This window comes from Gaetbulibacter aquiaggeris (genome assembly GCF_044003965.1).
In the GTDB taxonomy this organism is placed as follows: domain Bacteria; phylum Bacteroidota; class Bacteroidia; order Flavobacteriales; family Flavobacteriaceae; genus Yeosuana; species Yeosuana aquiaggeris.
The window spans coordinates 41,670-66,649 of sequence record NZ_JBAWKC010000004.1 but is presented as its reverse complement, the minus strand read 5'-3'; the positions used below and the strand labels follow the sequence as shown (position 1 = coordinate 66,649).

The window sequence follows — 24,980 nt, the reverse complement described above, 5'->3', positions numbered from 1 at the left end:
TGTAAATAAAACGATTTTATTCAACGATTTCTGAAAGTACTTGGTAAACCATGTGTACCGGAAGTCCCATAACATTAAAATAGGAGCCTTCAATCTTTGTCACTCCAATTTGTCCAATCCATTCCTGTATTCCGTAAGCACCCGCTTTGTCAAATGGCTTAAAGGTTTTAATATAATACTTAATTTCTTCATCAGAAAGATGTTTAAACGTTACTTTAGTAATGTCATGAACGATTTTTTGAGTTGTTTTGGTAGTAAAACAAACAGATGTTATAACCTCATGTGTGCCATTGTTAATAGCCTTCAATATGTTGAATGCATCAGCTTCATTTAAAGGTTTTCCCAGAGCTTGATTATGATGCCATACAATGGTGTCACTTGTAATAAGAATGTCATGGTCTTTCAATTCCTCTTTAAATGGTTCTGCCTTCAACTGGGCTAAATAATCACTGATTTCATAATGTTTCAAATGTGATGGAAAATCTTCTTTTACTGGCTTCAGGCGAATTTCAAAATCAACCCCTAAATCTTTAAAGAACAATTGTCTTCTGGGGGAACCAGAAGCTAAAATAATATGATGGTTTTTTAATTTTTCCTTTATCATTATGATAATAACATGAATTTATATAATAAAATAGAAATCATCCCAAAAAGCATGACTAATTTAAGTAGTTGGCTTATGGCATGAAAGTCTTTTTTTGTTTTTGCATTAAATATTAAAATGCAGGTATAGAGGAGAGGCGCTATTATAAAAATCAAATAATATATTACGGCAACCGGCTGTTTGTACAAGTTTTTATTAAGGTAATAAATAACCGCCAACAAGGGTATAAATGATAACACAAATAATACTTTTGAAGCGCTTCCACGTCCGATTACAATAGGTAAAGTATGCATACCAGATTTATAATCACCATCTGTATCTTCAATGTCTTTGGATATTTCCCGAATGAAATTTATAATGAAGGCAAAAATGGCATAGTCTAAGAGGATTCTGAAAAAAGCTAATTGAATACCTTGGTTTTCAAGAGTCATAGAAGGAATTAATTCAAAAATTCCAACAATTAAAATGCTTAAACCAACCAAAACAGAAATAACGATATTCCCTATTAAAAATGTTTGTTTTAAATAGCTGGCATAAACATATAGCAGCGCTGAAATAATAACGAATAGAGCAAACAACTCACTTTTACCAATGGCATAAGACAGATAAAAACCAATGCCTACACCCATAACATTTAAAATGATAAATAGGTTATATGCCGTTTTTTCACTAATTGTTTTACCTATAATAATTCTGTCCGGTTTATTAATAAAATCGGTTTCAACATCATAAATGTCGTTAATAACATAGCCTGCAGCCGCAATACAAAGTGTCGAAATCATTAAAAGGAAAAAATGGAAGGTATTTAATGACATGCTTACCCCAAACGGTTGAAATAAACCATACTTAATCAGGCATTGCATCATTACAATCATGCCAAGATTTTTCCAGCGGATAAGTTTTAAAATGTTCAATAGCTGAGAGTTAAAGATTAAAGAAGAATTGTGTATTAAAAAAAGTGAAATCATGCATTCTAATCATATTTTGCATCATAGTTTAAATGCCACTTTTCCTGTACTTTCAAAACTTGCTCAATAACATCTCTGGCAGCACCATAACCCCCGTTTTTATGAGAAATATATTTTGAAATATTTTTTATTTCAGGTACGGCATCTTGAGGGCAACAAGGCAATCCTACCTTTTGCATCACATGATAATCTGGTAGATCATCACCCATGTAAAGCACCTGTTCTGGCTTAATATTATATTTTAATAAGAACTCATTTAACTGGTCTATTTTATCATGGGTGCCCAAATAAATATTTGTAATGCCTAATGCATTTAAACGAATACGAACCCCCTCATTGGAGCCTCCTGAAATAATACAAATATGATAACCTAAATCAACAGCTGTTTTTAAAGCGTAGCCATCTTTTATGTTCATTTTACGCAACAACTCACCACTTGTGGTAACTGTTACTGTGCCATCAGTTAAGACGCCGTCAATATCAAAAATAAAAGTGGTAATATGATTTAAGTATTCTTTATAACTTTTTTCTTCCATGTGTTTTTTGAATTGATGCGGTTAGTATTTCATAAATTGCTTTATGAGGAGAATTCTCTAATTTTTTTAAATGTTTTTTAATGGTTTTCTTGTCATTACGCTTTGCAGGGCCTGTTTGCGCCGAATAAGGAGATAAGTTTTGTATTTTATTGGCCGTTTCAAGAATTAATGGTTTTAAAATATCAAACTCGGTGCCTGTTGATTCTGTGATTTCATGGGCAATCCTATACAACTGATTGGTAAAATTATTTACAAAAACGGCCGCTAAATGTAAGGAGCTTCTTTGATCGCTATTTACTTTGAAGCTTGCGCTTTCTATAGCTTCTGCAAGTAGTTTTAGGCTTTTAAAATCCTTCTTATCTGCCGTTTCGATACATATAGGAACGTTTTTAAAGTTAATACTTGTTTCCTTACTAAAAGTTTGTAATGGATAGAAAACACCACGACGATTCTTTTTATCTAAATCATATAACCCAACACTCCCTGAAGTATGAACTACCAATTGGTTTTCAAAGGGTAATTGAGAGGATAATTTTGAAATGGCATCATCACTAACGGCAATAATATAAACATCTGCGGGTTTAAGCGAAGAGAGATCACTAGTTACATTTACCATATTTTTGTAGAAATCAATGGATTTTAAATTTCTATTAAACCATTGATTTACAAATACATTTTCAGCTTTATAAAAAGCATGAAATAAATGTGTGGCTACATTGCCAGCGCCGAGAATAACTACAGAAATCATAATGCTAAAATAAGTAAGTAAAGCGTTATATAAAAGCCTATTCATGTATCTTTGATCGATATGGAAAAAAAAGATATTAAAACGAGAGCTGATGTATTTTTATTGGTTTCCACATTTTATGAAAAAGTGCGAAGGGATGCTTTATTAGGTCCTTTTTTTAATGAAACCATCCAAGATTGGGAGGAACATTTGGAACGTCTTACTACTTTTTGGGAGTCTAATTTATTTTTAAAGACAAAATATTTGGGAAACCCTTTAAAGGCCCATGTGGAAGTAGATAAAAAATTTAATAACACGATAAGCCAATTGCATTTTGGAGCATGGCTTCATCTGTGGTTTCAAACTATAGATGATTTATTTGTTGGTGATTACGCAGAAAATGCCAAGACCAGAGCCAGAAAAATGAGTACCTTTTTTTATCTTCATATTTATGAATCTAGAACTAGTTCAAATAATAAATCCTAATGTTTTAACATCTTTTTTTATGACTATTATCATTACTAACAATACAAAATACTTTAAATTTGCGCAATATTAAAGATCCAACTACAATGTTAAAAAAATTAACCAATATTCTTTTCTCAACTCGATTTACAGCTGTTTTATTTCTTGTTTTTGCTGGTGCTATGGTTGCCGGTACTTTTTTAGATGCGGGACAAAAAACATCACCAACACCTTATACCAGAACATTAATTTATAATGCCTGGTGGTTTGAAGCCATATTTGTGTTTTTTATTATCAATTTTTCAGGTAATATTTTCAGATATAAACTTTATAAAAAGGAAAAATGGGCAACGTTTACTCTCCATTTAGCTTTTATTTTTATCATTTTAGGTGCGTTTATCACAAGATATACCAGTTTTGAAGGCGTCATGGCCATTCGTGAAGGCGCGACTGAAAATAAGTTCTTGTCACAAAAAACATATGTAACAGCCTACATAGATGGAAACTATAAAATTGATGGTGTGGCACAAAGATTGCCAATTGAAAAAGAGGTTGATTTTTCGCCAAGGTTAAAAAATAAATTTTCCATCAGTGCAAAATATGATCAACAACCGGTTAGCATTGAGTTATTGGATTTTATTCAAGGGGCTGAAGAAGATATTATTCCTGATGAAAATGGAGAAAATTATTTAAAAATTGTTGAGGCAGGTGATGGTGGTGCTCATAATCATTTTTTAAAAGAAGGGCAGATTATGATTATTCATAATGTGTTATTCAGTCTTAATGCGGCTACCAAAGGAGCTGTAAACATTACTAATAATGAAGATGGTATTTTTATAGAATCACCTTTTGAAGGTGAGTATATGACCATGGCAACTATGGCGCAAGGACAATTGGTAAAAGATAGTATCCAGCCATTACATTTAAGATCTAGGTACGTTTTTGGAAGTTTTCAAATGGTGCTCCCAAAACCAGTTATTAAAGGAAATATTGGTATTGTGGAAAAATCTAAAGTAATAAATACTTTTGATGAAGACGGTTTATTATTTAAAATTGAAACTAACGGAGAAACTAAAACTGTAGGTGTTCTAGGCGGTAAAGGTTTAAATAATGGCTTTAAAAAGGTTGAAATAGGAGGATTAGATATTTATCTGCAATTTGGTGCTAAAGTTCTTGAATTGCCTTTTTCTATTAAGTTAAATGATTTTGAAGCAGAACGTTATCCCGGTACAGAACGTGGTTATTCGTCCTATTCTAGTAAAGTAACGGTTTTAGATCCAGAATCTGGTGATTTTGATTATAAGATCTTTATGAATAATATACTTGAACACAAAGGCTATCGTTTTTTTCAATCGAGTTTTGACCCCGATGAAAAAGGAACTGTGCTTTCGGTTAACCATGATTTCTGGGGAACCTGGGTCACTTATTCTGGGTATTTTATGCTTTTCTTCGGTTTAATGGCCATTATGTTTAGTAAGGCTACCAGATTTAAATTTTTAGAAAATCAATTGAATAGTATAAAAGATAAAAAGGCAAAATTATTATCCGTTTTATTAATTGTATTTGGATTGAATGCCTATTCTCAAGTTCATTCTGAAGATGATGGTCACGACCATTCCAAGCCAACTAAAGTTCAAATGGACTCGGTTTTACGCGCTAATATTACCCCTAAAGAACATACTGATAAATTTGGACGTTTGGTTATTCAGGATCTTAGTGGTAGAATGATGCCTGTTAATACGTATGCTTCAGAAATGCTTAGAAAATTAAGTAAAAATGATGTGTATGAAGAATTTAATGCCGATCAAATATTTCTTTCCATGCAGGAAAGTCCGATGCTTTGGTATAACATTCCAATTATTTATTTAAAACTTAAAAAAGCAGATTCCATTCGCACGATTATTGGGTTAGATAAGGAAGAAAAATTTGCCACTTTAGCTGATTTCTTCAGTGAAAAGGGGGACTATAAATTGGCTCCTTATTTAGATGAGGCTTATAAAGCCCAAGTGCCTAATGCCTTTCAAAAGGAATTTAAAGAGGCAGATCAACGTGTTAATTTAATGTATGGGACGGTTGAAGGAAAATCGCTTAGAATTTTTCCTGTGCCTAACGATCCAAATAATAAGTGGATTTCATCTGTAGAATACAGAACAAAAAACTTTAATATACAGGATTCTCTGTATGGTAATTTTATAAATAATGGATTTCGTGCTTACCTGTACGCTTTGAATGAAGCAAAAAAATCAAAAAACTTTACTGAAGCAGATAAACTATTGGACGCTTTTAAGAAAACACAAAAGCAGTATGGAGCGGCTGTTATGTTAAGTGATAAGAAAGTTAATACCGAAGTGCTATATAATAAATATGACATATTTAAAAAGCTGTTTAGCTGGTATATGTATGCAGGTTCTTTATTATTTGTGGTGCTGATTATTCAAATATTTAAAAGTAGAAGTAAGGCCATACAAGTCTCAGTTAATTTATTTAAGATTATCATTCTTTTGTTATTCTTATTGCATACTGCAGGTTTAATAACACGCTGGTATATTTCTGGACATGCACCCTGGAGTGATGCCTATGAATCTATGATTTATGTGGCCTGGGCCACCATGTTTTTTGGACTCGCTTTTGGAAGAAAAAGTGACCTAACTATAGCTTCAACGGCGTTTGTAACTGCTATGATTTTAATGGTAGCCCATTGGAACTGGATGGACCCGGCTATTGCTAATTTACAACCCGTTTTAAACAGTTACTGGTTAATGGTACATGTGGCTGTTATTGTGGCTAGTTACGGACCGTTTACCTTAGGAATGATTCTTGGTTTTGTAGCCTTGTTTTTAATGATCTTTACAAATAAGGACAATAAAGATAAGATGTTGCTAAATATCAATGAATTAACAATCATAAATGAAATGGCTTTAACCGTAGGTTTAGTTATGTTAACCATAGGAAACTTTTTAGGAGGTATGTGGGCCAATGAGAGCTGGGGTCGCTATTGGGGTTGGGATCCAAAAGAAACTTGGGCACTTATTAGTATTATTATTTATGCCTTTGTATTACATATGCGTTTAATTCCAGGGCTAAGAGGTAAATGGTTATTCAACCTGATGGCTGTTGTTGCCTTTGCAAGTATTATGATGACTTACTTCGGAGTTAATTTTTACTTAGCAGGATTGCATTCATATGCAAGTGGTGACCAGATTGTAAGCATTAAATTTATTTTTGGAGCTATCGCATTTTTAGCAATCGTTGGATATTTTGCCTATCGAAAATATGCGATGTATTTCAAGAAATAAAATCTAAAATTATTATTTAGATTTTCAATTCTTAATTTTCTTATTAGTTCAAAATATTTTTATTGTGAAAATGTTTTGAACTAATAAGTGTTTTTTATAAATTAACCTCAAAATCATATAATTATGAATTTAATAAAAAAATTAGGTCTTTCTAATTTCTTAATGCTATTACTCTGTGTATTTATCATTGTTGTAGCAGAAGTTTTGTTTTTAACCGGTGATCAAATGCATGGCATATTTATAGGCTTATGGGCTCCTACACTTTTAGGGGTAATGATTTACATAAAACTTATAAAAAATGAGCGGTAACGAAGTTATATTTTGGTTTTCAATTTTTGTCGCTGTTTGTGTAGCTATTTGGGCTATTGCTGCCATCAAAGCTTTTGAAAAAGCTGAAAGAAATGATTAATTGTAGGTGATTTTTATTTTTTTTCTTTATACAGATTTATAATGAGTTCTCTATAGTTTTTTTCCTGTATTAATCATACTGAGGAATGCTGCTTTGTATTTTTGTCCTATAGGAATTTTATGATGATTTATAGTAATTAAATTGCCCTCTACACTATTCATTTTCGCAAAATTTATAGCAAATGATTTATGTGTTCGAATAAACATTAACTCCGGGAGAGATTCTAAAACAGAGCTAAAGGTATTATTGGTCAAAATATAAGAGGTCTCTAAATGAACCTTGACATAATCGCCTAATGCCTCAATAAACAGAATGTCGTTGGGATTAACTTTATGCAGAGTTTTACTGGATTTAATTAAAATGAAGGAGTCTTCATGATTTTTTAATTCCTTTCCACTTTGATTTTCAATAACCTTATTAACCGCTTTAAAAAAGCGATCGAACGAAAAAGGTTTTAGTAAATAATCAATAGCATTAACTTCAAAACCTTCTATAGCATATTGTGAATAAGCCGTTGTAAAAATTACATGAGGTGGGTTTTGAAGGGATTTATAAAAAGTTAACCCAGATATTTTAGGCATATTGATGTCTAAAAAAAGGAGGTCAATATCAGTATGATCTTGTAATAGATTCATCGCTTCAACAGCATTATTGGCGATCCCACATAACTCCAGAAAACCCACATCTGCTATAAAAGTTTTTAATACCAGTTGTGAAGAGGGCTCATCGTCAATAATTAAGCAGCGAAGCGTCATTTTTGAATTAATTTTAAGTGAACCTTAAAGGTAGATTCCGTTTTAATAATTTCAAATTCATGCAAATTGGGGTATACAATTTCCAGATTTTTTTTTATATTTTCATTACCTACACCAGAATGTTCACTGGATTCATTTTGATTATCAGAATAATTATTTTCGATTTTAAAATAAAAAACCTCTTCTTTTTGATTGAGCGTTATATTTATAAAAGTATGGTTTATATCGCCCTTAATACCGTATTTAAAACTGTTTTCAACTAAAGGTAATAATAACATAGGATAGATGAGAAAATTAGTATCATCAGTTGAATAATTAAAAGTCACATTTCCAGTGTCCAGATGTCTGAATCTTTGAAATGCGATATAATTTTTTAATAGTTCAATTTCATCTTTCAAAGACACGCGTTGCGTATTGGAATCATAAATAACATACCTTAAAATATCAGATAATTGCACGATGGCATCTTTTGTTTCTTCTTTCTTTTCAAGTGCTAAAGCATAAATGACATTAAGAGAATTAAATAAAAAATGAGGATTGATTTGTGATCTCAACAATGAGAGTTGCATTTCAATTTTTTGGTTCTTTAGTTTTAATTCTAAGTTCTCTTGTTTATTAAAATAGAACCAGTCCATTGATAATTTTATTAAAGTAGTTCCTAACAAAAAGATACTGAAAATAGTAATTAATTTAGAATTTGAATGATAGGATATAAAGAAATAATCTGGAAATAAATAATCTATAAAATAATCAAAGAACCATACATTAAGCTGTGTAAACACAATGATAGTTAAAACAAAAGTAATTACGAACAGTATGTATTTTTCTGTTTTTAAAAATAGCGGAATAAGAATGTATAAGTTTAAAAGTACTGGAATTATGATGGTGGCTAAAAAACTAATAGTATATATAAAATCAATTTTTTTAGGACTATTGTCTTCAGAAAAAATGAACAGCAATATAGTAAAAGAGCAAATCCACAAAACACTGTTAAATAAGAGTGTATTGTGGTTATTGCCTTGGATTAAATGTGGGTTTCGATTAGTCATTAACTCTTGTTAAATTAAACTCTACATCCGTTTTCCACTTGTCTTCATCTTTAGAATCCATATATTTTTTTATGAATTTTTCCAATTCTTCTGAAGAGGCGGTTAATAAAATAGTCTCCCAAAACCCGACCTTTTCATGTTTAATTTTTATTCTATTTTCTTTTAGAAGTTTCTCTAACTTTTCAGAAGAAAACCAGTTAATATCTATTTGATTATCATTTAGTATATCAAACTTTGCCAAAGTATGAGTGCCAATTAAATGAATTTTATATAATAAATTATTTTTTAAATCGTCAATTTCCTTGTCTTCAATAGGGGTGACATCAAGAAATAACTGATTGTTAATTTTAAAAGCCATTGCCAAAAAACTAGATTTTGTGCTGTCTTTTTCAAAATAGACCACATATGCTTTTTCATACTTATTATATAGAGCAAATTGCTCGTCATCAAGCTCAGAGGGGCTGGCTTTTTTATTTTCTTTTAAAATCACTTCTTGGAAAGGTTGAATGTTCCATTTAGCATATTCAGTATCAATCCAGTTACCGATAAATTTTTTTTCAAAAACAATAGAGTTGCTCGTATAAAAAGGAAATAAAGATTTTACAACACAACCGTTTATTATAAAAAACAACAATGCTAAAATGATGAGTCTGGGTTTGAAAGTTTTCATGATATTCAAATTTAATTATTTAAAGGCTAAGTAAGGCTGTAGTATGATTAATTTCAAATATTTTCGTCAAACCCTTATGGTGAGTAGTCAAACCCTGAATGGTTTTGTATATAATGTAATTAAAATAGACATAAAACGTTTCTTTTATTCAGGCACATAGTAACTACATCATTAAGAAACAAAGTATTTCTTAATCATCCCAATGTAACAAAGTTGTGCTTCCATATCCCATTATGGTATGTTTTTCTGAAATACTAAATTTGTTATTAAAACTAACGGTCACAGTAGAATCATTAACCCATTCATACTTTGCTTTATTATAATTGTTTAAAAAACTTATATGAGCCTGATAACCTTTTAATACGCCATTGTCCATTCTATAAATGATACATGAATAGACTATTCTGCTTCCATTTTCAAAATCACTACTTAATATTTCAACGTCTTTATCTTTATGTGATGCCACATTAGGGGATAATTTATTTATGCTTTTATTAAATACAAGAATAGGAATTTCTATTTCACCATTGGGCGATGCGCATGCCATGAATAAAATAATTAATATAAATAGTAAAGTTGCTTTCATGATATAAATTTAATTATTTACAATCAACAAGTAGATGTCAAAGAAAAGTAAATAAGTTTCTTAAAATTTTTATATACTGTAGCTTAAACATAAAAATTATTCTATGCGTTGATATATTTTTTCATATTTCATCTTAGAATAGGGATTAATCATAAGTAAGAACAAACCTCCGCTTTTAAATTCTGAAGTTTCAAAAAGTAAATTGGTGTCTTTATTTAAGGTAATACGGTTTCTTTTTGTGTTGAAACCTCCAAATACATATGGAATACCTATTATTTTGAAATTCTTGTATTTTAAGTAGACATAACCATCATCTTTTAATCTATACTTTATCGTATTTTGTTTGATAATACTATCATCTTCAAAATAATTAAATTCCATTTTTTTTGTACTTAAAATTTTTAAGAAAAAAGTATAAATCTTAGTGGTATCTTTTTTTATGCTTTTTACAAAAAGGCTATTGTTAAGTTCATCAAAAAAAGTTGGATAAATTTCTAAATCTGAATCTGAGAAATTCCAAGCAGAAGTTGTGTCTTTTGTCGGTCCAGAATAAATAGCTTTAATAGTATATTTTCCATTTAAAGCATTAATGTTGTTTTTATTAAGGTCGTACTTGGGTACTGTTCTTCTAGGAAAAGAGCCGCAACCTAAAGTGAAACTTAATATCACAAAATAAATGATTACCCTATTGAAATCAGCAATATTCATGGTTTTATAATTATTTTATTTTTATAAACGTTAAGCGTTGTTTCCCAAAAAGCTCATGTTCAACTATAAGATTATTCTTGGATAATTCTTTTATATAAATGGAGCCTAATTCATCTAAAAACAAAGAGTCTTCTTTAATCTGCCAGGCATATATTTCTGCATCATACTCAGTATTATTATCAATACTTCTTAAGTAAAGTGAATCTGATTTAAATTCAGCGATGAACTTTTCTCCGCTTGGAGCTTGTGATATTTCCTGAGTTTCAAAATCAAAAACAGAAATACAGTCCCAAGTTCCAAGAATTAGGTCACTTTTTTCATCATTAGGTTTACAGCCTAAAACGATAATTACAAATAGGAGAAGAGTTAAACGTGTCATTTTATGTGTGTTTAATGTTATTAAATCAAGCTTATAATTAATTTGAATACAATAAATTTCGACAAACAATGACAATGGGTGGTCAAACACTCCAAAAAATAATGATTATGACCCTAAGAATAAGGGCTTTTGGCGTCGGCGAATAAAAAAAGGAGCCTGTTCAGGCTCCTTTTTTACTTAGTATTCATATTCAATTAAATATGCTCTTCTAAATGATGGTGCTGGTCAATTAGCGGGCCACCTTCCATGATTTGTTGTGAAGCTTCATTAGCGTATTTTTCAAAGTTAATGTGGAAAGAATGTGCTAATTGAATAGCCTTACCAATATAAGCGCCTTTTTGTAACCAGGTATTCATTGGATCTAAAATTTCAGTGGGGACATTAGGACAATATTTAGGCATAAAGAAACCAAATATTGGGTGTTGTTCATAATCCACTTCATTGAGCTGTCCTTTTAAGATAGCGGTAATCATAGCTCTGGTATACTTTAATTTAATTCTGGCCCCTACACCATAAGGTCCGGCGCTCCAGCCCGTATTGATTAACCATACATTAACACCGGCTTCCTGCATTTTTGCACTTAACATTTCAGCATATTTTGCCGGATGCAAAGGCATAAATGGTTCACCAAAACAAGCAGAGAAAGAAGGAACCGGTTCGGTAATTCCAGCCTCAGTTCCGGCCACTTTTGCAGTATATCCGGATATAAAATGATACGCAGCTTGTCCAGGAGTCAGTTTTGAAACAGGAGGCAATACACCAAAAGCATCACAAGTTAAAAAGAAGATGTTTTTTGGATTCTTTGCAAATGAAGGTTCTTGAATGTTATCAATATGATAAATCGGATAACTTACACGGGTGTTTTGTGTAATTCTGCTATCTAAATAATCTACTTCACCATTGTCTTTAAAAACTATATTTTCAAGTAAAGCACCTGGTTTAATAGCTCTAAAAATATCTGGTTCTTTTTCTTCTGTTAAATCTATAACTTTTGCATAACAGCCACCTTCAAAGTTAAAAATAGTGTTATCGGCGGTCCAGCCATGTTCATCATCACCAATAAGTTTTCTGTTTGGATCTGCTGAAAGCGTTGTTTTCCCAGTTCCTGATAACCCAAAGAAAATAGCAGTATCTCCATCTTCACCGACATTAGCAGAGCAATGCATTGGTAACACATTTTTTTCAACGGGTAAGATCATATTTAAAGCAGAAAAAATACCTTTTTTTATTTCGCCTGTATAAGCAGACCCACCAACTAAGGCTATTTTTTTAGTAAAGTTGATGATTGAAAAATTGCCTTGACGAATACCGTATTCACTTGGGTTTTGAGCCACATAACCTGGAGCACAAAGTACTAACCATTCTTCATTAAAGTTCTCTAATTCTGCCTTGTCAGGTCTTAAAAACATGTTGAAAACAAATAAATTAGACCAGGGGAATTCTGTAATGGTTCTTATATTCGTTTTATATCTTGGATCAGCACAAACATAACCATCTCTTACGTAAAGTTCTTTTCCAGAAAGGTAACTTATAACTTCCTTTTGTAGTTTATCAAAATTTTCAGAAGACACAGGTTTGTTTACCTTTCCCCACCATACTTTATCTGCAGTGTAATTATCCTTCACTATAAAACGGTCTTGTGGAGATCTGCCTGTGAATTTTCCGGTATTGATAGCGAGTGTACCGTTGGAAGTTTCTTTACCCATATTTTTTGCAACGGTAATTCGTTGAAGTTCTTCAGGTGATAAATTCCAATGTGCACTAACATCTTTTAAACCATACTTTTTCAAGAGGGTTGATTCTTTCATGTCTTTTAAGTTTTAAATTTATTTAAATGGCTCTTGCAATTTTTTGTTTTTCATTGTGGTATAAAATTACTGAGCATCACGACCATTATTTATGACAAAAGTCATAAAATGAATAAATACGACATTTTTACATACTTTTCATTCTCATTGATAATAATATCAAATTTTTACTAACCAAAACGTAATAGATATGTCGATTTATTAATAATCATGTTTACATTAACAAGAAACATTATTAAATGTTCCGTTTTTCCTTAAAAAAAGAATAAATAAGTTGGAAGTTTTAATAAAAATAATTGAATTTTGTAATGAACTTTATTTAGGTTTAAAATAAAATATATGAAATTAGATATTCTTGCCTTTGGTTCACATCCAGATGATGTTGAGTTGGGATGTGCTGCTACTTTAGCTAAAGAAATTGCCAATGGTAAAAAAGTAGGAATTATTGATTTAACGCAAGGTGAATTAGGGACTCGTGGCACTGAAAAAACAAGATTTGAAGAGGCTCAACATGCAGCAGAAATTTTAGGTGTTTCTATGAGAACCAATATGGAATTCGCGGACGGCTTTTTTGTCAATGATAAGTATCATCAAATAGAACTTATTAAAATGATTCGAAAGTACCGGCCAGAGGTAGTAATTTGTAATGCAAAAGAGGACCGGCATATTGATCATGCCAAAGGAAGTCAATTAGTTAGCGATGCTTGTTTTTTAAGTGGATTATTGAAAATTGACACAAAAACTGAGGATGAAGAAGCGTGGCAGGAACCTTGGCGACCAAAACAAATTTATCATTATATACAATGGAAAAACTTAGAGCCTGATGTTATTGTAGATGTTTCTGGCTATATGGATTTAAAAATGGAGGCTGTATTAGCTTATAAAACGCAATTTTATGATGAGAATAGTAAGGAACCAATGACTCCTATTTCAACAAAAAATTTTACTGATAATATTAAAAACAGAGCCATTGATATGGGACGTTTAATTGGAACTGCATATGGTGAAGGTTTTACGGTTGATAGAAATATAGCGGTTGACAGTTTGTTTGATTTAAAATAATATTACTTAATACTTGTTTATAAGTAAGTTAATAGGCAATTCTTTGAACTGGTCCTTTGGTTTTATGGAACCTCTGGTAAATTATTAAAATTTCCTTTTAAAATATTAATAAAAATCTTTGCAGAAAAACTGAAATCAGTTACATTTGCACACGCATTAGAAAATGCAAGTTACATGGTGGTTGTAGCTCAGTTGGTTAGAGCATTGGTTTGTGGTACCAAGGGTCGCCGGTTCGAATCCGGTCTTCCACCCAAAAAGTAAAGCCTTTCAATTATTTGAAAGGCTTTTTTTGTATTTATAATTTTAATAACAACTTTTTCAAAGGCTATTTTACCTTAACTCAGCGCCTAGTTCCTTTTCAAAGTTACCTTGGAGTGAAGACATTATTTTGTCTATCTGCTTATCTGTTAAGGTTTTGTGTTCATCCTGCAAAGTAAAGCTTACCGCATAACTTTTTTTGCCTTGTGGTAAATTTTTTCCTTGATATACATCAAATAAACTCACTTTTTTTAAGAGTTGTCGTTCCGTTTTATTGGCAATTGCATGAATATCTTTAAAGTTAATATTGTCGTTTAACAATAAGGCAAAATCACGACGAACTTCAGGATATTTTGGAATGGCCTTAAATGAAATTTTATTGCGTTTAACCATTTCCAGAATAGCATCCCAATTAAAATCTGCATAAATAATTTCCTGAGAGATATCAAAATGCTTTAAGATTGGTTTCTTAATTAAGCCAAATTCAACTAGTTTCAATTTGCCTAAACCTAATTCTAAACCTTCACTAAACAGATCATTACTTATTGGTGATTCTTGAGTTCTTGTAATCCCTAAGCGTTCTAATATAGCCAAAATAGTGCCTTTCATAAAGAAGAAATCACTTCTTTTGTTTGGATATAGCCACGTATCGTTATTTTGGTTGCCTGTAGAAAATAAGGTTAGATGTTTTTGCTCTTCTCTTTTTCCATTAAAATCGTGGTAGGATTTGCCAAATTCAAATAACTTTAAATCCAGTCTTTTTCTGTTTAAGTTGTATGAAACAGCTTCTAAACCGGAAAATAGTAATGATTGTCTTAATACCGATAAATCATTACTTAAAGGATTTAAAATGGTGACATTATCTTCTTCTTTTAACTGTGAACTTAATTTAGTATAGGCAGGAGTTGTTAAAGAATTGGCCAAAATTTCAAAAAAACCTTGAGAAACCAGTTGGTTACCAACGACGTTTTGAATCTTGTGATCTTCAAATTTTGAAGAACTTGAAATAGAGGCATTTAATTTTTCAGTAATGGTGATATTATTATAGCCGTATACTCTTAAAATTTCTTCAATAATATCGGCTTCTCTTTGAACATCATTTCTGTATGCAGGAACGGTTAAACCCAATCCTGTTTCAGTAACATTGTTGACTTTAATTTCCAAAGAGGTTAATATACGTTTAATAATATCCTTAGGTATTTCTTCCCCAATGAGTTTTTTAGCATTTTCAAAACTTAATCGAACCTGGAAGTCTTCTATTTTGTTAGGATATATATCTACGATATCACTAGAAATTTCACCACCGGCAATGTCTTGAATTAAAAGCGCTGCACGTTTTAAAGCCAGTTCTGTAATATTTGGATCAATTCCGCGCTCAAACCTAAAAGAAGCATCTGTATTTAAACCATGGCGTTTTGCTGATTTTCTAATACTTACTGGATTGAAATAAGCACTTTCTAAAAAGATACTTGTAGTTGATTCTGAAACACCTGAATGCAAGCCACCAAAAACGCCAGCAATACACATGGGTTTTTCAGCATCACAAATCATTAAGTCTTCTTGAGATAAGGTTCTTTCAACACCATCAAGGGTCATGAATTTTGTACCTTCATTTAAAGTTTTAACTTCAATTTTGTTGCCTTTAATTTTAACTGCATCAAAAGCATGTAGTGGCTGCCCTAAATCATGTAAAACGTAATTAGTAATGTCTACAATATTGTTTATGGGTGATAAACCAATAGCTTTTAGTCTATGCTGCAACCATGCAGGAGAACTTTCTACTTTAATTCCAGAAATAGTAACGCCGCAATAGCGAGGGGCTAAATCTTTATTTTTAACGGCGACATCAATTTTTAGTAATCTATTATCTGTATGAAAGGCACTAAGAGATGGTGTAATAAGTTCTAAGCTAATTTCTTTTTGAAGTAATCCTGCTTTTAAATCTCTGGCAGTTCCCAAATGACTCATAGCATCAGCTCTGTTTGGAGTTAGGCCAATTTCAAAGACCTGATCGTTTTCAACCTCAAAAACAGTGGAAGCTAAAGTACCCACAGCAAGGCTATCATCTAAAATCATAATACCATCATGAGACGCTCCTAAACCAAGTTCATCTTCAGCGCAAATCATACCATGGCTTTCTTCTCCGCGAATATTTCCTTTCTTAATGGTCCAGGCTTCCCCATCAGGAGAATATAGAGTAGTTCCAATAGTGGCAACAGGTACTTTTTGCCCTGCAGCTACATTAGGAGCACCACAAACAATTTGTAACGGGCTTTCTTCACCTATATCAACAGTGGTTATTTTTAATTTATCGGCATTTGGATGTTTAACACATGTCAAAACTTTTCCTATGACAACACCTTCTAAACCTCCTTTAACAGATTGGTAAGTTTCAATACCTTCCACCTCAAGACCTAAATCAGTCAGTAATTCAGCCGTTTGTTCTGGTGTCCAATCTATTTTGATGAATTGTTTTAACCAATTATATGAAATCTTCATGTTTTATCCTTAAATAAGGTGACAAAGATAATAATACTGAATAGTAATAGAAATGCTAAATTATTTTTATTTGTAAGTTTTTTAGATATATTTCGATTAATTATGCTTTAAAGCCAGTTTCTTATGATAAAACGTCTCCTTATTGTATTGCTAATTATGATGGTTTCTTGTATTCAAGAACCAAAAGAATTGAAAACCGGTGCCTATAGAGCTACTTTAATGATCAATGATTCGTTGGATTTGCCTTTTAATTTTGAAGTGATAACTGCTAAGTCTTTAAAAATTTATAATGCAGATGAAGTAATTTCGGTAAATGATATTAATTACGCTAATGACTCAGTTTATATTAAAATGCCTGTTTTTGAAGGTTATATCGTTGCTAAAATTTCAAATGGAGGTGATTTAAAAGGATATTTTAAAAATGAAACTTTAAGTAGAGTAGTGCCTTTTGAAGCTGAATCCAATAACACTATTCGTTTTGAAGTTGCTAATCCTGAATACAATAGCAATATAACCGGAAATTGGGAAACCGTGTTTAGTCCAAAGACTAAAGAAGACACCTATATTGCTAAAGGGATATTCAATCAAGTAGCTAATAAGGTTTCCGGAACTTTTAGAACCACCACAGGGGATTATAGATATCTTGAAGGTGTTATGGAAGGAGATCAACTTAAACTCTCAACTTTTGATGGTTCACATGCCTTTTTGTTTACAGCAAAAGTAACTGATAGTACTATGGAAGGTGTTTTTTATTCAGGTAATCATTATAAAGAACCTTTTATTGCGAGGCGTAATGAATATTTTGAATTGCCGGATGAAGATCAGTTAACTTTTTTAAAAGAAGGCTATAACAAGGTTTCTTTCTCATTTCCTGATGTTTCGGGAAAAATGATGTCCTTAGATGATACTCGTTTTAAAAATAAAGTGGTTGTGATACAAATTATGGGAACCTGGTGTCCCAATTGTTTGGATGAGAGTAAGTTTTATTCAGAATATTATAAAAATAGCCACAATAAAGAGGTTGAATTCATCGCTTTAGCTTTTGAATATGCAAAAACACCCGAAGCTGCTTTTAAAAATATTGTGCGATTAAAGGAAAATGTAGGTATAGAGTATCCTGTTTTGTTAGCCCAATATGGTAGTTCAAGTAAAACAGAAGCACAGGAAAAATTACCAATGCTTGACCATATTTTATCATATCCTACCACTATTTATATTGACAAAGCAGGAAAAGTACGAAAAATACATACAGGTTTTAATGGTCCTGCAACAGGAGATAAATATATTCAGTTTAAAGGGGAGTTTGAATCATTTATAAATGATTTGTTAAATGAATAACCAAATAACTTATAACTAGACTGAATTACTTATAAAATTTCCTTTGGGATTATTTTTCGTGTCCAGGTTTTAATTCGTTTATAACTATCCACTTTATAATCTGGATTGCTTTTGAATGTGGTTTCCCATGAATTTTCAGGTTTAAACTCAATTTCCATGCCTTTTGAAACCCCTTGTGATATTTTATCAGAATGAACAATAACGATGCATTCTGTATTTAAATTGGCGCTTCTTGGGTCAAGATTAAAGGTGCCTATGACTGTTATTTCATTATCAATAACCATTGATTTTGCATGAAGCCCAAATATGGGTTTGTGAATCAAACTATCTTCTAGTTCTCCAGTTAACATTTTAGATTGTTCTTCTGCATCTGGCCGAAACTCAAAAATTCTTATACCTGTATTTAGTAATTTTTCTCTATCTGATTGATAACTACTAAAAGCCTCAAGGTTATCTGTTGATGATAAACTATTCGTAAGAATTCTAATTTTTACGCCACGAATCACGGCGTCTTTAAATAAGTCTCTGCTTAGTTCGGTAGTAATTAAATAGGGTGTTTGAATATCAATAGTTGATTTAGCATTTTTTACTAGATCAATTAAGGCACTCGTAGTGATACCGCCACCTTCCAAGCCACTTTTTCCGTCATTTTTTCCAGGCAAGTCCGAAATAAATTCAACATCATCAAGCCAAACCAAATCACCAGAATTATTAATAGCCTTGAATGTAGCTGGTAAATTTTTAATTCTGTTTCTTACTTGTGGCCAAAAATTATCTGGATTACAGGCATATTCATGAAGATTGTCAAATCTGTTTTCGGGATAAGTAATATTGGGGTCAGCTTCCAAGAGGTCATCTACGTTTTTGCATAAATCGCTATTCCAGAATTCGTTAAAGGAGGTATTAACTTTTTCTGTTGTTTTGCCTAATAATAAAATATCTCTATCTCTAAAATTATATTCGTGATCATAATCAAAATACTCATCTGCAATGTTTCTACCTCCTGTGATAACCACTTTATTATCAACTATGAATGTTTTATTGTGCATCCGTTGATTGGCAGATCTGAAATCAGTGACAAATTTTCCAATTTTACTAAAGATGTTCTTACCTAAATTAACGCCAGGGTTATATATTTTAACAGTAATGTTTTTGTGAGAACTAAAGGTTAATAAATCTTCAATATCAGCGTCCACCATAATATCATCAACAATAATTCTTACTTGAACGCCTCTGTCAGCTGCTCTTATCAAATAATCACAGGCTATTAGTCCAACATTATCTGTTGAAAAAATAAAATATTGTATATCAATTGATTTTTCAGCATATTCACTAAGCCACGCTCTCGCCACCATGGACCCACTGCCATCTTCAAGAACATAAACGCCAGTTTTATTTTTCATTAAAGGCGCCACCTCTTCAAGTTCTTTGGATAGAGTCAATTCGTTATTTCTATGTATTTGCGAGCAAAAGTCTGTAACAACAGCAGTCTCTTTCTTTTTTGAACATGATGTTAAAGTTAGAAAGGCTACTAGATAATAATATTTTAGCTTCCAAATAGATTTCATATGCTGTATGTTTTTGATGATTGTGCAGTAAGTGTTGTTCTGCTTTTTTTGCAATAAGCAAGTTTGTAATGTTTTTTACAAGCTAAATATATCATTAATTTTTAAGTATGTGTTATAAATTATTTTTGAAATCACATGGACTTTTTTCGATTTTAATTAAATATTGATTTATTCAAATAAGGGGATTCCTTAAAATATCTATTTAAAAACTTGGAAATTATAATTTTACTTTATAAATTTATGATATCAAAATAATATCATTTTAAATTATATATCATGAAAGAAGAAAAAATTATAGTGCCTACAAGTGGATACTTAATGTTATTAGTATTTATAATATTATTTTTAGGAGGAATTACTGCTATTGTTGTTTTACAAAACCCATGGTTTGGAATATCTGTATTTCTAGCCATTGTGACGATGTTCGGATTTATTATGGTTCAGCCCAATGGATCTCGCGTACTTCTTTTATTTGGAAAGTATGTTGGAACGGTGAAGAAGAACGGATTTTACTGGGTAAATCCTTTTTATACAAAAAAGGGAATATCCTTAAGAGCAAGTAATTTTGACTCTGAGCGATTAAAGGTGAATGATAAACTGGGTAACCCAATCATGATAAGTACTATTCTGGTTTGGCGTGTTCAAAACACCTACAAAGCAGCTTTTGATGTCGATAATTATGAAAATTTTGTTAGAGTACAAACAGACGCAGCGGTTAGAAAGTTAGCGAGCATGTATCCTTATGATAATTTTGCTGATGAAGGACATACTGAAGACATTACACTACGCTCCAGTGTCAATGAAGTAAGTGAGGCTCTTGAAAAAGAAATTGATGAGCGTTTAAGTATCGCTGGCATTGAAGTTTTAGAAGCAAGGATAGGGTATTTAGCCTACGCTCAGGAAATTGCGAATGCCATGTTAAAACGTCAACAAGCCACGGCCATAGTAGCAGCAAGACATAAAATTGTTGAAGGAGCCGTAAGTATGGTTGAAATGGCTTTAAATGAACTTGGCAAGAAAAACATTGTCGATCTTGATGACGAACGGAAAGCTGCTATGGTTAGCAATTTAATGGTGATTCTTTGTGGTGACAAAGATGCTTCTCCAGTATTGAATACAGGGACATTAAATCAATAGATCATGAAAGAATATAGAGTTGAAAAACCGCAGTTAGGCTGGAAAGATAGATCAAAAAAGTTAGAAGAATTTCTGAATTTGATTGCGAAAGAAGGCTGGACGCTACATACTATAAATACAAATCAGAACGGAATTATGAATGTAGTTTTTGAGAGAGAAAAATATAGATAAACCTTTTCAAAGCACAGTATAAAGAAAGTATTTATGTCAAAAAAGAAAGCATTTGCATTACGGATAGATGAAGATATGCTAAAAGCAGTAGAGAAATGGGCGGCAGATGAATTTAGAAGCACTAATGGACAGATTGAGTGGATGTTGATGCAATATTTGAAACAAGCCAAAAGATTGCCCAAGAAAAAGGTTGAATAACTCTAAAAAAGCGACTTAAGAAAGTCGCTTTTTTAGTTTAATACGGTGGTACTTTAATGAATTAAAAACCGTCAGATTTAAAAAGATTAAAGAATCATTTTAAATATAAAGGCTAATCTTTTACATATTTCCAGGTGCCATCTTTTTGAAGTTTCCAAATTGTATTAAAAACACCAGTTTCTTTTAGTTGATTTCCTATGGAGTCTTGATAACTATAGATATATTCGCCATAAGTATAGCCTAAATCTCCTGATTTTGAAATTTCAACAAAATCAACTTTCCAGGTTAATCCTTTAGTATGTTGGTTTTTATAATGGGCATCGATCGCTTTTTTTCCTTTTATTAACTGTGTCTCTCTTATAAGAACAGCATTTTCATCTGCAAAAGCAACAAAAGCGTCATGCAGACCATTTTCCTGTAATGCTTTAACAAAGTTGTTTTCCGTATCAATAATTTGTTGTTTTATAAGATCTGGAGATGCTGTTTTTTCTTTAGTACTGCATGAATATATGACTAGAAATAAACAAGCAAATGGTATTAGGTTTCTTATCATGGTGCAAGGCTTAATTTATTTAATATTTATTGCATAAAATAACTATATTGGCTTTATAAATCATCTATGATTAGACTAAATTTACCTCTTTTTTTTGAGTTGACTCTAGGCGAATCTATTAAACTAGATTAGAACTTTGAAAAAAAAATATTTAATTCTGATATTTCTTCCATTATTTAGTTATTCTCAGGATTATGTGGATCTTTTAAAAATTGGTTACGGACAAACCTTTAATAATAATTTTGAAGGAAGTGATGCGAGTACTCATGTAACTTCTTTTGATCTGGATTTTACATATCCAGTAATTCTGAATAAAAATAATGTTTTGGTCACAGGTCTTATTTTTATTGAAAACGAAGTACAATTATATCCCAGTACCGATATTTATGATAGCCCTTTCAATAAATTATACAGTACTACTTTAAAAATGGGTCTTAGTTCTAAATTTAATGATAAATGGAGTTCTACTATAGTTTTGCTTCCTAAAGTAGCCTCTGACTACAAAAAAATCACTAAAAAAGACTTCTTTATGGGAGGTTTTGCTATTTTAAAACTTCAGAAAAAATCAAACCTGATCTATCGCTTTGGAGTCTATGGTTCAGAGGAAGCATTTGGGTTTTTTACGACCCCTATTATAGGCTGGTATTATTTGAGTCCAAATAATAAGTTTGAAATGGACATGTCTCTTCCTATTTCAGCGGAAATAAATTATACTAAAGGCGCTTTGACTTATGGATTTGATTATTTTGGAATAGGCCGTGGTTTTAATATCAATCAGGACAATTCAAACGAATATGTCGATTTAAGTTCTTTGGAGTTTGCTACCTATTTACAATATAATGCCTTTGAAAAAACTGTTCTTTTGCGCGCTAAATGCGGTTACTCAAGTAATAATTACGAAGTTTACGCTAAGGGAGATAAATATGATTTAGGGTTGACAGCTTTTACTTTTGGCGATGATCGTACCCAACTTAATCCAGGTATAAAGGGTGGGGTTTTCTTGAAATTTGAAGCTATCTACAGATTTAATATAAATTCAATAAAAAAGACTCAATAATCAAGTTATTTTTAAAGTCTCGAGTTTGAAAAGTGAGTTTTATTAACTAATGTAATTCCAGATATTCTTGTATTTACCTAACTGTTTGTAGGTCTCCATAATGGCTTTGTTTTTAGGTTGTTTTAAAGAAGGGTCAGTTGATAAAATATTTTTAGCATAGTATCTTGCCAACTGTAAAATATCTTTATCTTTTACAATATCAGCAATTTTCAAATTTAAAACACCACTTTGCTGGGTTCCCATTAAATCACCCGGACCACGTAATTTTAAATCAACTTCAGCAATTTCAAAACCATCATTCGTTTTTACCATTGTTTCTAATCTGGTTTTACTATCATCACTCAATTTGTGGCTGGTCATTAATATGCAGTAGCTTTGTTCTGCACCTCTTCCAACACGTCCGCGTAATTGGTGTAATTGTGAAAGACCAAAGCGCTCAGCACTTTCAATGATCATAACAGAGGCATTTGGTACATTCACACCAACCTCAATCACTGTAGTAGCTACCATTATTTGTGTTTCCCCTTTGATAAAACGTTGCATTTCAAAATCCTTATCTGCCGGTTTCATTTTGCCGTGCACAATTGATATTTGATAATTTGGTAATGGAAAGTCTCTGACTATGCTTTCATAGCCATCCATTAAGTCTTTGTAATCCATTGTTTCACTTTCCTGAATTAATGGATAGACTATATAAATTTGCCGTCCCTTTTTAATTTCATCTCTAATAAACTTAAATACCTGTAAACGGTTTTTGTCATACCTGTGAACCGTTTTAATTGACTTTCTTCCCGGAGGTAATTCATCAATTATAGAGATGTCTAAATCACCATAAACGGACATGGCTAAGGTGCGCGGAATAGGGGTGGCGGTCATCACTAAAACATGTGGAGGTGATGTGTTTTTGTGCCATAATTTACTGCGTTGTGCAACTCCAAATCGGTGCTGCTCATCAATGATGGCAAGCCCTAAATTTTTAAATTTCACCTTATTTTCAAGTAAGGCATGGGTACCAATTAAAATGTCTAATTCGCCATTTTCTAAAGATTCGTGAATTTTCCTTCTTTCTAAAGTTTTACTTGAACCAGTGAGTATTTTAACACTGATATTCAAGTTTTTACATAGTTCACTTAATCCGTTATAGTGTTGTACTGACAAAATTTCAGTCGGAGCCATTAAACAAGCCTGAAAACCGTTGTCAATTGCTATTAACATTGACATGAAGGCTACTATGGTCTTTCCGGAACCTACATCACCTTGTAATAATCGATTCATCTGTGCATTACTACCTATATCAGCTCTAATTTCTTTGAGTACACGTTTCTGTGCATTGGTCAATTCAAAGGGTAAATGATGATTAAAAAAGTCGTTAAAAAGCTTGCCGACTTTTGTAAAAGGATATCCTTTTATTTTAGATTTATGTAGTAGGTTTTTGATGATTAATTGCAGTTGAATATAAAATAATTCTTCAAATTTTAAACGGAATTGTGCACGGGCTAATCGTTCTTGATTTTGTGGAAAATGAACATTAAAAACAGCTTCACTTTTTGAAAGTAATTTGAGTTCTGAGAGAAGCTCTGCTGAAAGGGTTTCTGAAAATTGGCCTTTTGTTTCTGCGAATAGCTGCTGCATGATTTTTATAACCACACGATTGGAAATACCTTTGTTTGAAAGTTTTTCAGTAGAGGGGTACACTGGTTGCATGGCCGATTGAAGATTTTTTTGATGATCTTCAAAAAATTCCATTTCAGGATGCGGCATATTAAACTTGCCATTAAACCAGTTTGTTCTTCCAAAAATCACATATGGCTTGTGAAGTTTTAAGCCTTCTCTAATCCATTTATGCCCTCTAAACCATACCAACTCCATGACGCCGGTTTCATCTTTAAATGTAGCTACTAAACGTTTTGAACGGCCTTCGCCAACTTCTTGGAGATTTATTATGGTGCCAATAATCTGAACATCAGCGTTATTGCGTTGTAATTGATTTATTTTGTAATAATGTGTCCTGTCTATGTACCGGTTTGGGAATAGATTAATTAAATCTTGATAAGTAAAAATTCCCAATTCCTTGCGTAGTAAATCTGCCCGATTGGGTCCAACGCCTTTTAAATAATCAATGGGAGTTTGAAGATTGGTATTCATAAAACTAAAATAATTCTTTTGTCACTAATAACCA

Annotated in this window: 24 protein-coding genes and 1 tRNA gene; 10 read left to right on the top strand and 15 right to left on the bottom strand. The window is 31.8% G+C overall.

Features of this window, described 5'->3' with window-relative positions; all coding sequences use genetic code 11:
• Positions 1-16 precede the first annotated feature (16 nt).
• Genes V8G56_RS12060 through V8G56_RS12045 form a run of 4 tightly spaced genes read right to left on the bottom strand, consistent with a single transcriptional unit; the run spans position 17 to position 2,856 of the window.
• Entirely contained in the window at positions 17-604 is a 588-nt protein-coding gene (locus tag V8G56_RS12060) for a Maf family nucleotide pyrophosphatase (RefSeq protein WP_395438709.1), read from the bottom strand.
• On the bottom strand, positions 604-1,518 hold the full coding sequence (locus tag V8G56_RS12055) for a geranylgeranylglycerol-phosphate geranylgeranyltransferase (RefSeq protein ID WP_395438708.1): 915 nt from the start codon (positions 1,516-1,518) through the stop codon (positions 604-606). Before V8G56_RS12055 ends, V8G56_RS12060 begins: the two co-directional genes overlap by 1 nt.
• A 59-nt stretch (positions 1,519-1,577) precedes the next feature.
• Positions 1,578-2,108: a KdsC family phosphatase gene (locus V8G56_RS12050; RefSeq protein ID WP_395438707.1), complete on the bottom strand. Its 531-nt coding sequence runs from the start codon at positions 2,106-2,108 to the stop codon at positions 1,578-1,580.
• Positions 2,089-2,856 carry a Rossmann-like and DUF2520 domain-containing protein gene (locus V8G56_RS12045; protein ID WP_395438970.1) on the bottom strand — a complete coding sequence of 256 codons (768 nt, stop codon included), beginning with the start codon at positions 2,854-2,856 and terminating at the stop codon, positions 2,089-2,091. Before V8G56_RS12045 ends, V8G56_RS12050 begins: the two co-directional genes overlap by 20 nt.
• 60 nt (positions 2,857-2,916) lie before the next feature.
• On the opposite strand from V8G56_RS12045, the gene V8G56_RS12040 reads away from it, so the two are divergent.
• The 3 genes from V8G56_RS12040 (at position 2,917) to V8G56_RS12030 (ending at position 6,905) form a co-directional block, all read left to right on the top strand.
• Complete coding sequence (locus V8G56_RS12040) at positions 2,917-3,321, top strand: group III truncated hemoglobin (RefSeq protein WP_395438706.1); 405 nt, start codon at positions 2,917-2,919, stop codon at positions 3,319-3,321.
• Positions 3,322-3,407: 86 nt separating this feature from the next.
• The gene (gene ccsA / locus V8G56_RS12035; protein WP_395438705.1) at positions 3,408-6,596 is read left to right on the top strand and encodes a cytochrome c biogenesis protein CcsA; all 3,189 of its coding nucleotides are present in this window, start codon (positions 3,408-3,410) and stop codon (positions 6,594-6,596) included.
• Between the two features lie 123 nt (positions 6,597-6,719).
• Complete coding sequence (locus V8G56_RS12030; protein ID WP_395438704.1) at positions 6,720-6,905, top strand: hypothetical protein; 186 nt, start codon at positions 6,720-6,722, stop codon at positions 6,903-6,905.
• 150 nt (positions 6,906-7,055) lie between these two features.
• On the opposite strand, the gene V8G56_RS12025 is transcribed toward V8G56_RS12030, so the two are convergent.
• The 7 genes from V8G56_RS12025 to pckA form a co-directional block, all read right to left on the bottom strand.
• On the bottom strand, positions 7,056-7,760 hold the full coding sequence (locus V8G56_RS12025) for a LytR/AlgR family response regulator transcription factor (protein WP_395438703.1): 705 nt from the start codon (positions 7,758-7,760) through the stop codon (positions 7,056-7,058).
• A complete protein-coding gene (locus V8G56_RS12020; protein ID WP_395438702.1) occupies positions 7,757-8,809 on the bottom strand; it encodes a sensor histidine kinase in 1,053 nt (350 codons plus the stop codon). Before V8G56_RS12020 ends, V8G56_RS12025 begins: the two co-directional genes overlap by 4 nt.
• On the bottom strand, positions 8,802-9,479 hold the full coding sequence (locus tag V8G56_RS12015; protein ID WP_395438701.1) for a hypothetical protein: 678 nt from the start codon (positions 9,477-9,479) through the stop codon (positions 8,802-8,804). Before V8G56_RS12015 ends, V8G56_RS12020 begins: the two co-directional genes overlap by 8 nt.
• A 190-nt stretch (positions 9,480-9,669) precedes the next feature.
• Positions 9,670-10,065, bottom strand: a complete 396-nt coding sequence (locus V8G56_RS12010; RefSeq protein WP_395438700.1) for a hypothetical protein — start codon at positions 10,063-10,065, stop codon at positions 9,670-9,672.
• A 96-nt stretch (positions 10,066-10,161) separates the two neighbouring features.
• Positions 10,162-10,773 carry a hypothetical protein gene (locus V8G56_RS12005; RefSeq protein ID WP_395438699.1) on the bottom strand — a complete coding sequence of 204 codons (612 nt, stop codon included), beginning with the start codon at positions 10,771-10,773 and terminating at the stop codon, positions 10,162-10,164.
• Positions 10,774-10,783: 10 nt separating this feature from the next.
• Positions 10,784-11,152, bottom strand: coding sequence for a hypothetical protein (locus V8G56_RS12000; RefSeq protein ID WP_395438698.1), 369 nt, complete (start codon positions 11,150-11,152; stop codon positions 10,784-10,786).
• A 194-nt stretch (positions 11,153-11,346) separates the two neighbouring features.
• Positions 11,347-12,960, bottom strand: coding sequence for a phosphoenolpyruvate carboxykinase (ATP) (gene pckA, locus V8G56_RS11995; RefSeq protein ID WP_395438697.1), 1,614 nt, complete (start codon positions 12,958-12,960; stop codon positions 11,347-11,349).
• A 339-nt stretch (positions 12,961-13,299) separates the two neighbouring features.
• On the opposite strand from pckA, the gene bshB1 reads away from it, so the two are divergent.
• Positions 13,300-14,022 (top strand): bacillithiol biosynthesis deacetylase BshB1, encoded by a 723-nt coding sequence (gene bshB1 / locus V8G56_RS11990; RefSeq protein ID WP_395438696.1) that lies wholly within the window; start codon positions 13,300-13,302, stop codon positions 14,020-14,022.
• 176 nt (positions 14,023-14,198) lie between these two features.
• Positions 14,199-14,274: transfer RNA gene (locus V8G56_RS11985), tRNA-His, on the top strand.
• A 78-nt stretch (positions 14,275-14,352) separates the two neighbouring features.
• Here the strand turns inward: V8G56_RS11985 and pheT are convergent.
• Positions 14,353-16,779, bottom strand: a complete 2,427-nt coding sequence (gene pheT, locus V8G56_RS11980) for a phenylalanine--tRNA ligase subunit beta (protein WP_395438695.1) — start codon at positions 16,777-16,779, stop codon at positions 14,353-14,355.
• Positions 16,780-16,902: 123 nt separating this feature from the next.
• Between pheT and V8G56_RS11975 the strand changes: the two genes are divergently transcribed.
• Positions 16,903-18,117 (top strand): peroxiredoxin family protein, encoded by a 1,215-nt coding sequence (locus tag V8G56_RS11975; RefSeq protein WP_395438694.1) that lies wholly within the window; start codon positions 16,903-16,905, stop codon positions 18,115-18,117.
• A gap of 29 nt (positions 18,118-18,146) precedes the next feature.
• Here the strand turns inward: V8G56_RS11975 and V8G56_RS11970 are convergent, their stop codons facing one another.
• Positions 18,147-19,685: a phospholipase D family protein gene (locus V8G56_RS11970; protein WP_395438693.1), complete on the bottom strand. Its 1,539-nt coding sequence runs from the start codon at positions 19,683-19,685 to the stop codon at positions 18,147-18,149.
• 276 nt (positions 19,686-19,961) lie between these two features.
• On the opposite strand from V8G56_RS11970, the gene V8G56_RS11965 reads away from it, so the two are divergent.
• From V8G56_RS11965 to V8G56_RS11955, 3 genes are read left to right on the top strand one after another with little or no spacing between them, the layout of a single operon-like run.
• A complete protein-coding gene (locus V8G56_RS11965) occupies positions 19,962-20,822 on the top strand; it encodes an SPFH domain-containing protein (protein WP_395438692.1) in 861 nt (286 codons plus the stop codon).
• Positions 20,823-20,825: 3 nt separating this feature from the next.
• Entirely contained in the window at positions 20,826-20,993 is a 168-nt protein-coding gene (locus V8G56_RS11960) for a hypothetical protein (RefSeq protein ID WP_395438691.1), read from the top strand.
• A 33-nt stretch (positions 20,994-21,026) separates the two neighbouring features.
• Positions 21,027-21,191, top strand: a complete 165-nt coding sequence (locus V8G56_RS11955) for an Arc family DNA-binding protein (protein WP_395438690.1) — start codon at positions 21,027-21,029, stop codon at positions 21,189-21,191.
• Between the two features lie 112 nt (positions 21,192-21,303).
• On the opposite strand, the gene V8G56_RS11950 is transcribed toward V8G56_RS11955, so the two are convergent.
• Entirely contained in the window at positions 21,304-21,744 is a 441-nt protein-coding gene (locus V8G56_RS11950) for a YybH family protein (RefSeq protein ID WP_395438689.1), read from the bottom strand.
• Positions 21,745-21,880: 136 nt separating this feature from the next.
• On the opposite strand from V8G56_RS11950, the gene V8G56_RS11945 reads away from it, so the two are divergent.
• Positions 21,881-22,801 (top strand): DUF6268 family outer membrane beta-barrel protein, encoded by a 921-nt coding sequence (locus V8G56_RS11945; RefSeq protein ID WP_395438688.1) that lies wholly within the window; start codon positions 21,881-21,883, stop codon positions 22,799-22,801.
• A 42-nt stretch (positions 22,802-22,843) separates the two neighbouring features.
• Here V8G56_RS11945 and recG read toward each other — a convergent pair whose 3' ends face one another.
• Complete coding sequence (gene recG, locus V8G56_RS11940; RefSeq protein WP_395438687.1) at positions 22,844-24,946, bottom strand: ATP-dependent DNA helicase RecG; 2,103 nt, start codon at positions 24,944-24,946, stop codon at positions 22,844-22,846.
• Positions 24,947-24,980 lie beyond the last annotated feature (34 nt).

Coding starts and splice junctions, on each gene's coding strand:
- V8G56_RS11955 (WP_395438690.1), top strand. CDS start 21,027: ATGTCAAAAAAGAAAGCATTTGCATTACGGATAGATGAAGATATGCTA.
- V8G56_RS11975 (WP_395438694.1), top strand. CDS start 16,903: ATGATAAAACGTCTCCTTATTGTATTGCTAATTATGATGGTTTCTTGT.
- V8G56_RS12030 (WP_395438704.1), top strand. CDS start 6,720: ATGAATTTAATAAAAAAATTAGGTCTTTCTAATTTCTTAATGCTATTA.
- V8G56_RS12060 (WP_395438709.1), bottom strand. CDS start 604: ATGATAAAGGAAAAATTAAAAAACCATCATATTATTTTAGCTTCTGGT.
- V8G56_RS11965 (WP_395438692.1), top strand. CDS start 19,962: ATGAAAGAAGAAAAAATTATAGTGCCTACAAGTGGATACTTAATGTTA.
- V8G56_RS12050 (WP_395438707.1), bottom strand. CDS start 2,108: ATGGAAGAAAAAAGTTATAAAGAATACTTAAATCATATTACCACTTTT.
- V8G56_RS12040 (WP_395438706.1), top strand. CDS start 2,917: ATGGAAAAAAAAGATATTAAAACGAGAGCTGATGTATTTTTATTGGTT.
- bshB1 (WP_395438696.1), top strand. CDS start 13,300: ATGAAATTAGATATTCTTGCCTTTGGTTCACATCCAGATGATGTTGAG.
- V8G56_RS12000 (WP_395438698.1), bottom strand. CDS start 11,152: ATGACACGTTTAACTCTTCTCCTATTTGTAATTATCGTTTTAGGCTGT.
- V8G56_RS11970 (WP_395438693.1), bottom strand. CDS start 19,685: ATGAAATCTATTTGGAAGCTAAAATATTATTATCTAGTAGCCTTTCTA.
- V8G56_RS12010 (WP_395438700.1), bottom strand. CDS start 10,065: ATGAAAGCAACTTTACTATTTATATTAATTATTTTATTCATGGCATGC.
- V8G56_RS11950 (WP_395438689.1), bottom strand. CDS start 21,744: ATGATAAGAAACCTAATACCATTTGCTTGTTTATTTCTAGTCATATAT.
- recG (WP_395438687.1), bottom strand. CDS start 24,946: ATGAATACCAATCTTCAAACTCCCATTGATTATTTAAAAGGCGTTGGA.
- V8G56_RS12045 (WP_395438970.1), bottom strand. CDS start 2,856: ATGATTTCTGTAGTTATTCTCGGCGCTGGCAATGTAGCCACACATTTA.
- pheT (WP_395438695.1), bottom strand. CDS start 16,779: ATGAAGATTTCATATAATTGGTTAAAACAATTCATCAAAATAGATTGG.
- V8G56_RS11960 (WP_395438691.1), top strand. CDS start 20,826: ATGAAAGAATATAGAGTTGAAAAACCGCAGTTAGGCTGGAAAGATAGA.
- pckA (WP_395438697.1), bottom strand. CDS start 12,960: ATGAAAGAATCAACCCTCTTGAAAAAGTATGGTTTAAAAGATGTTAGT.
- V8G56_RS12015 (WP_395438701.1), bottom strand. CDS start 9,479: ATGAAAACTTTCAAACCCAGACTCATCATTTTAGCATTGTTGTTTTTT.
- V8G56_RS12025 (WP_395438703.1), bottom strand. CDS start 7,760: ATGACGCTTCGCTGCTTAATTATTGACGATGAGCCCTCTTCACAACTG.
- V8G56_RS12005 (WP_395438699.1), bottom strand. CDS start 10,773: ATGAATATTGCTGATTTCAATAGGGTAATCATTTATTTTGTGATATTA.
- ccsA (WP_395438705.1), top strand. CDS start 3,408: ATGTTAAAAAAATTAACCAATATTCTTTTCTCAACTCGATTTACAGCT.
- V8G56_RS12020 (WP_395438702.1), bottom strand. CDS start 8,809: ATGACTAATCGAAACCCACATTTAATCCAAGGCAATAACCACAATACA.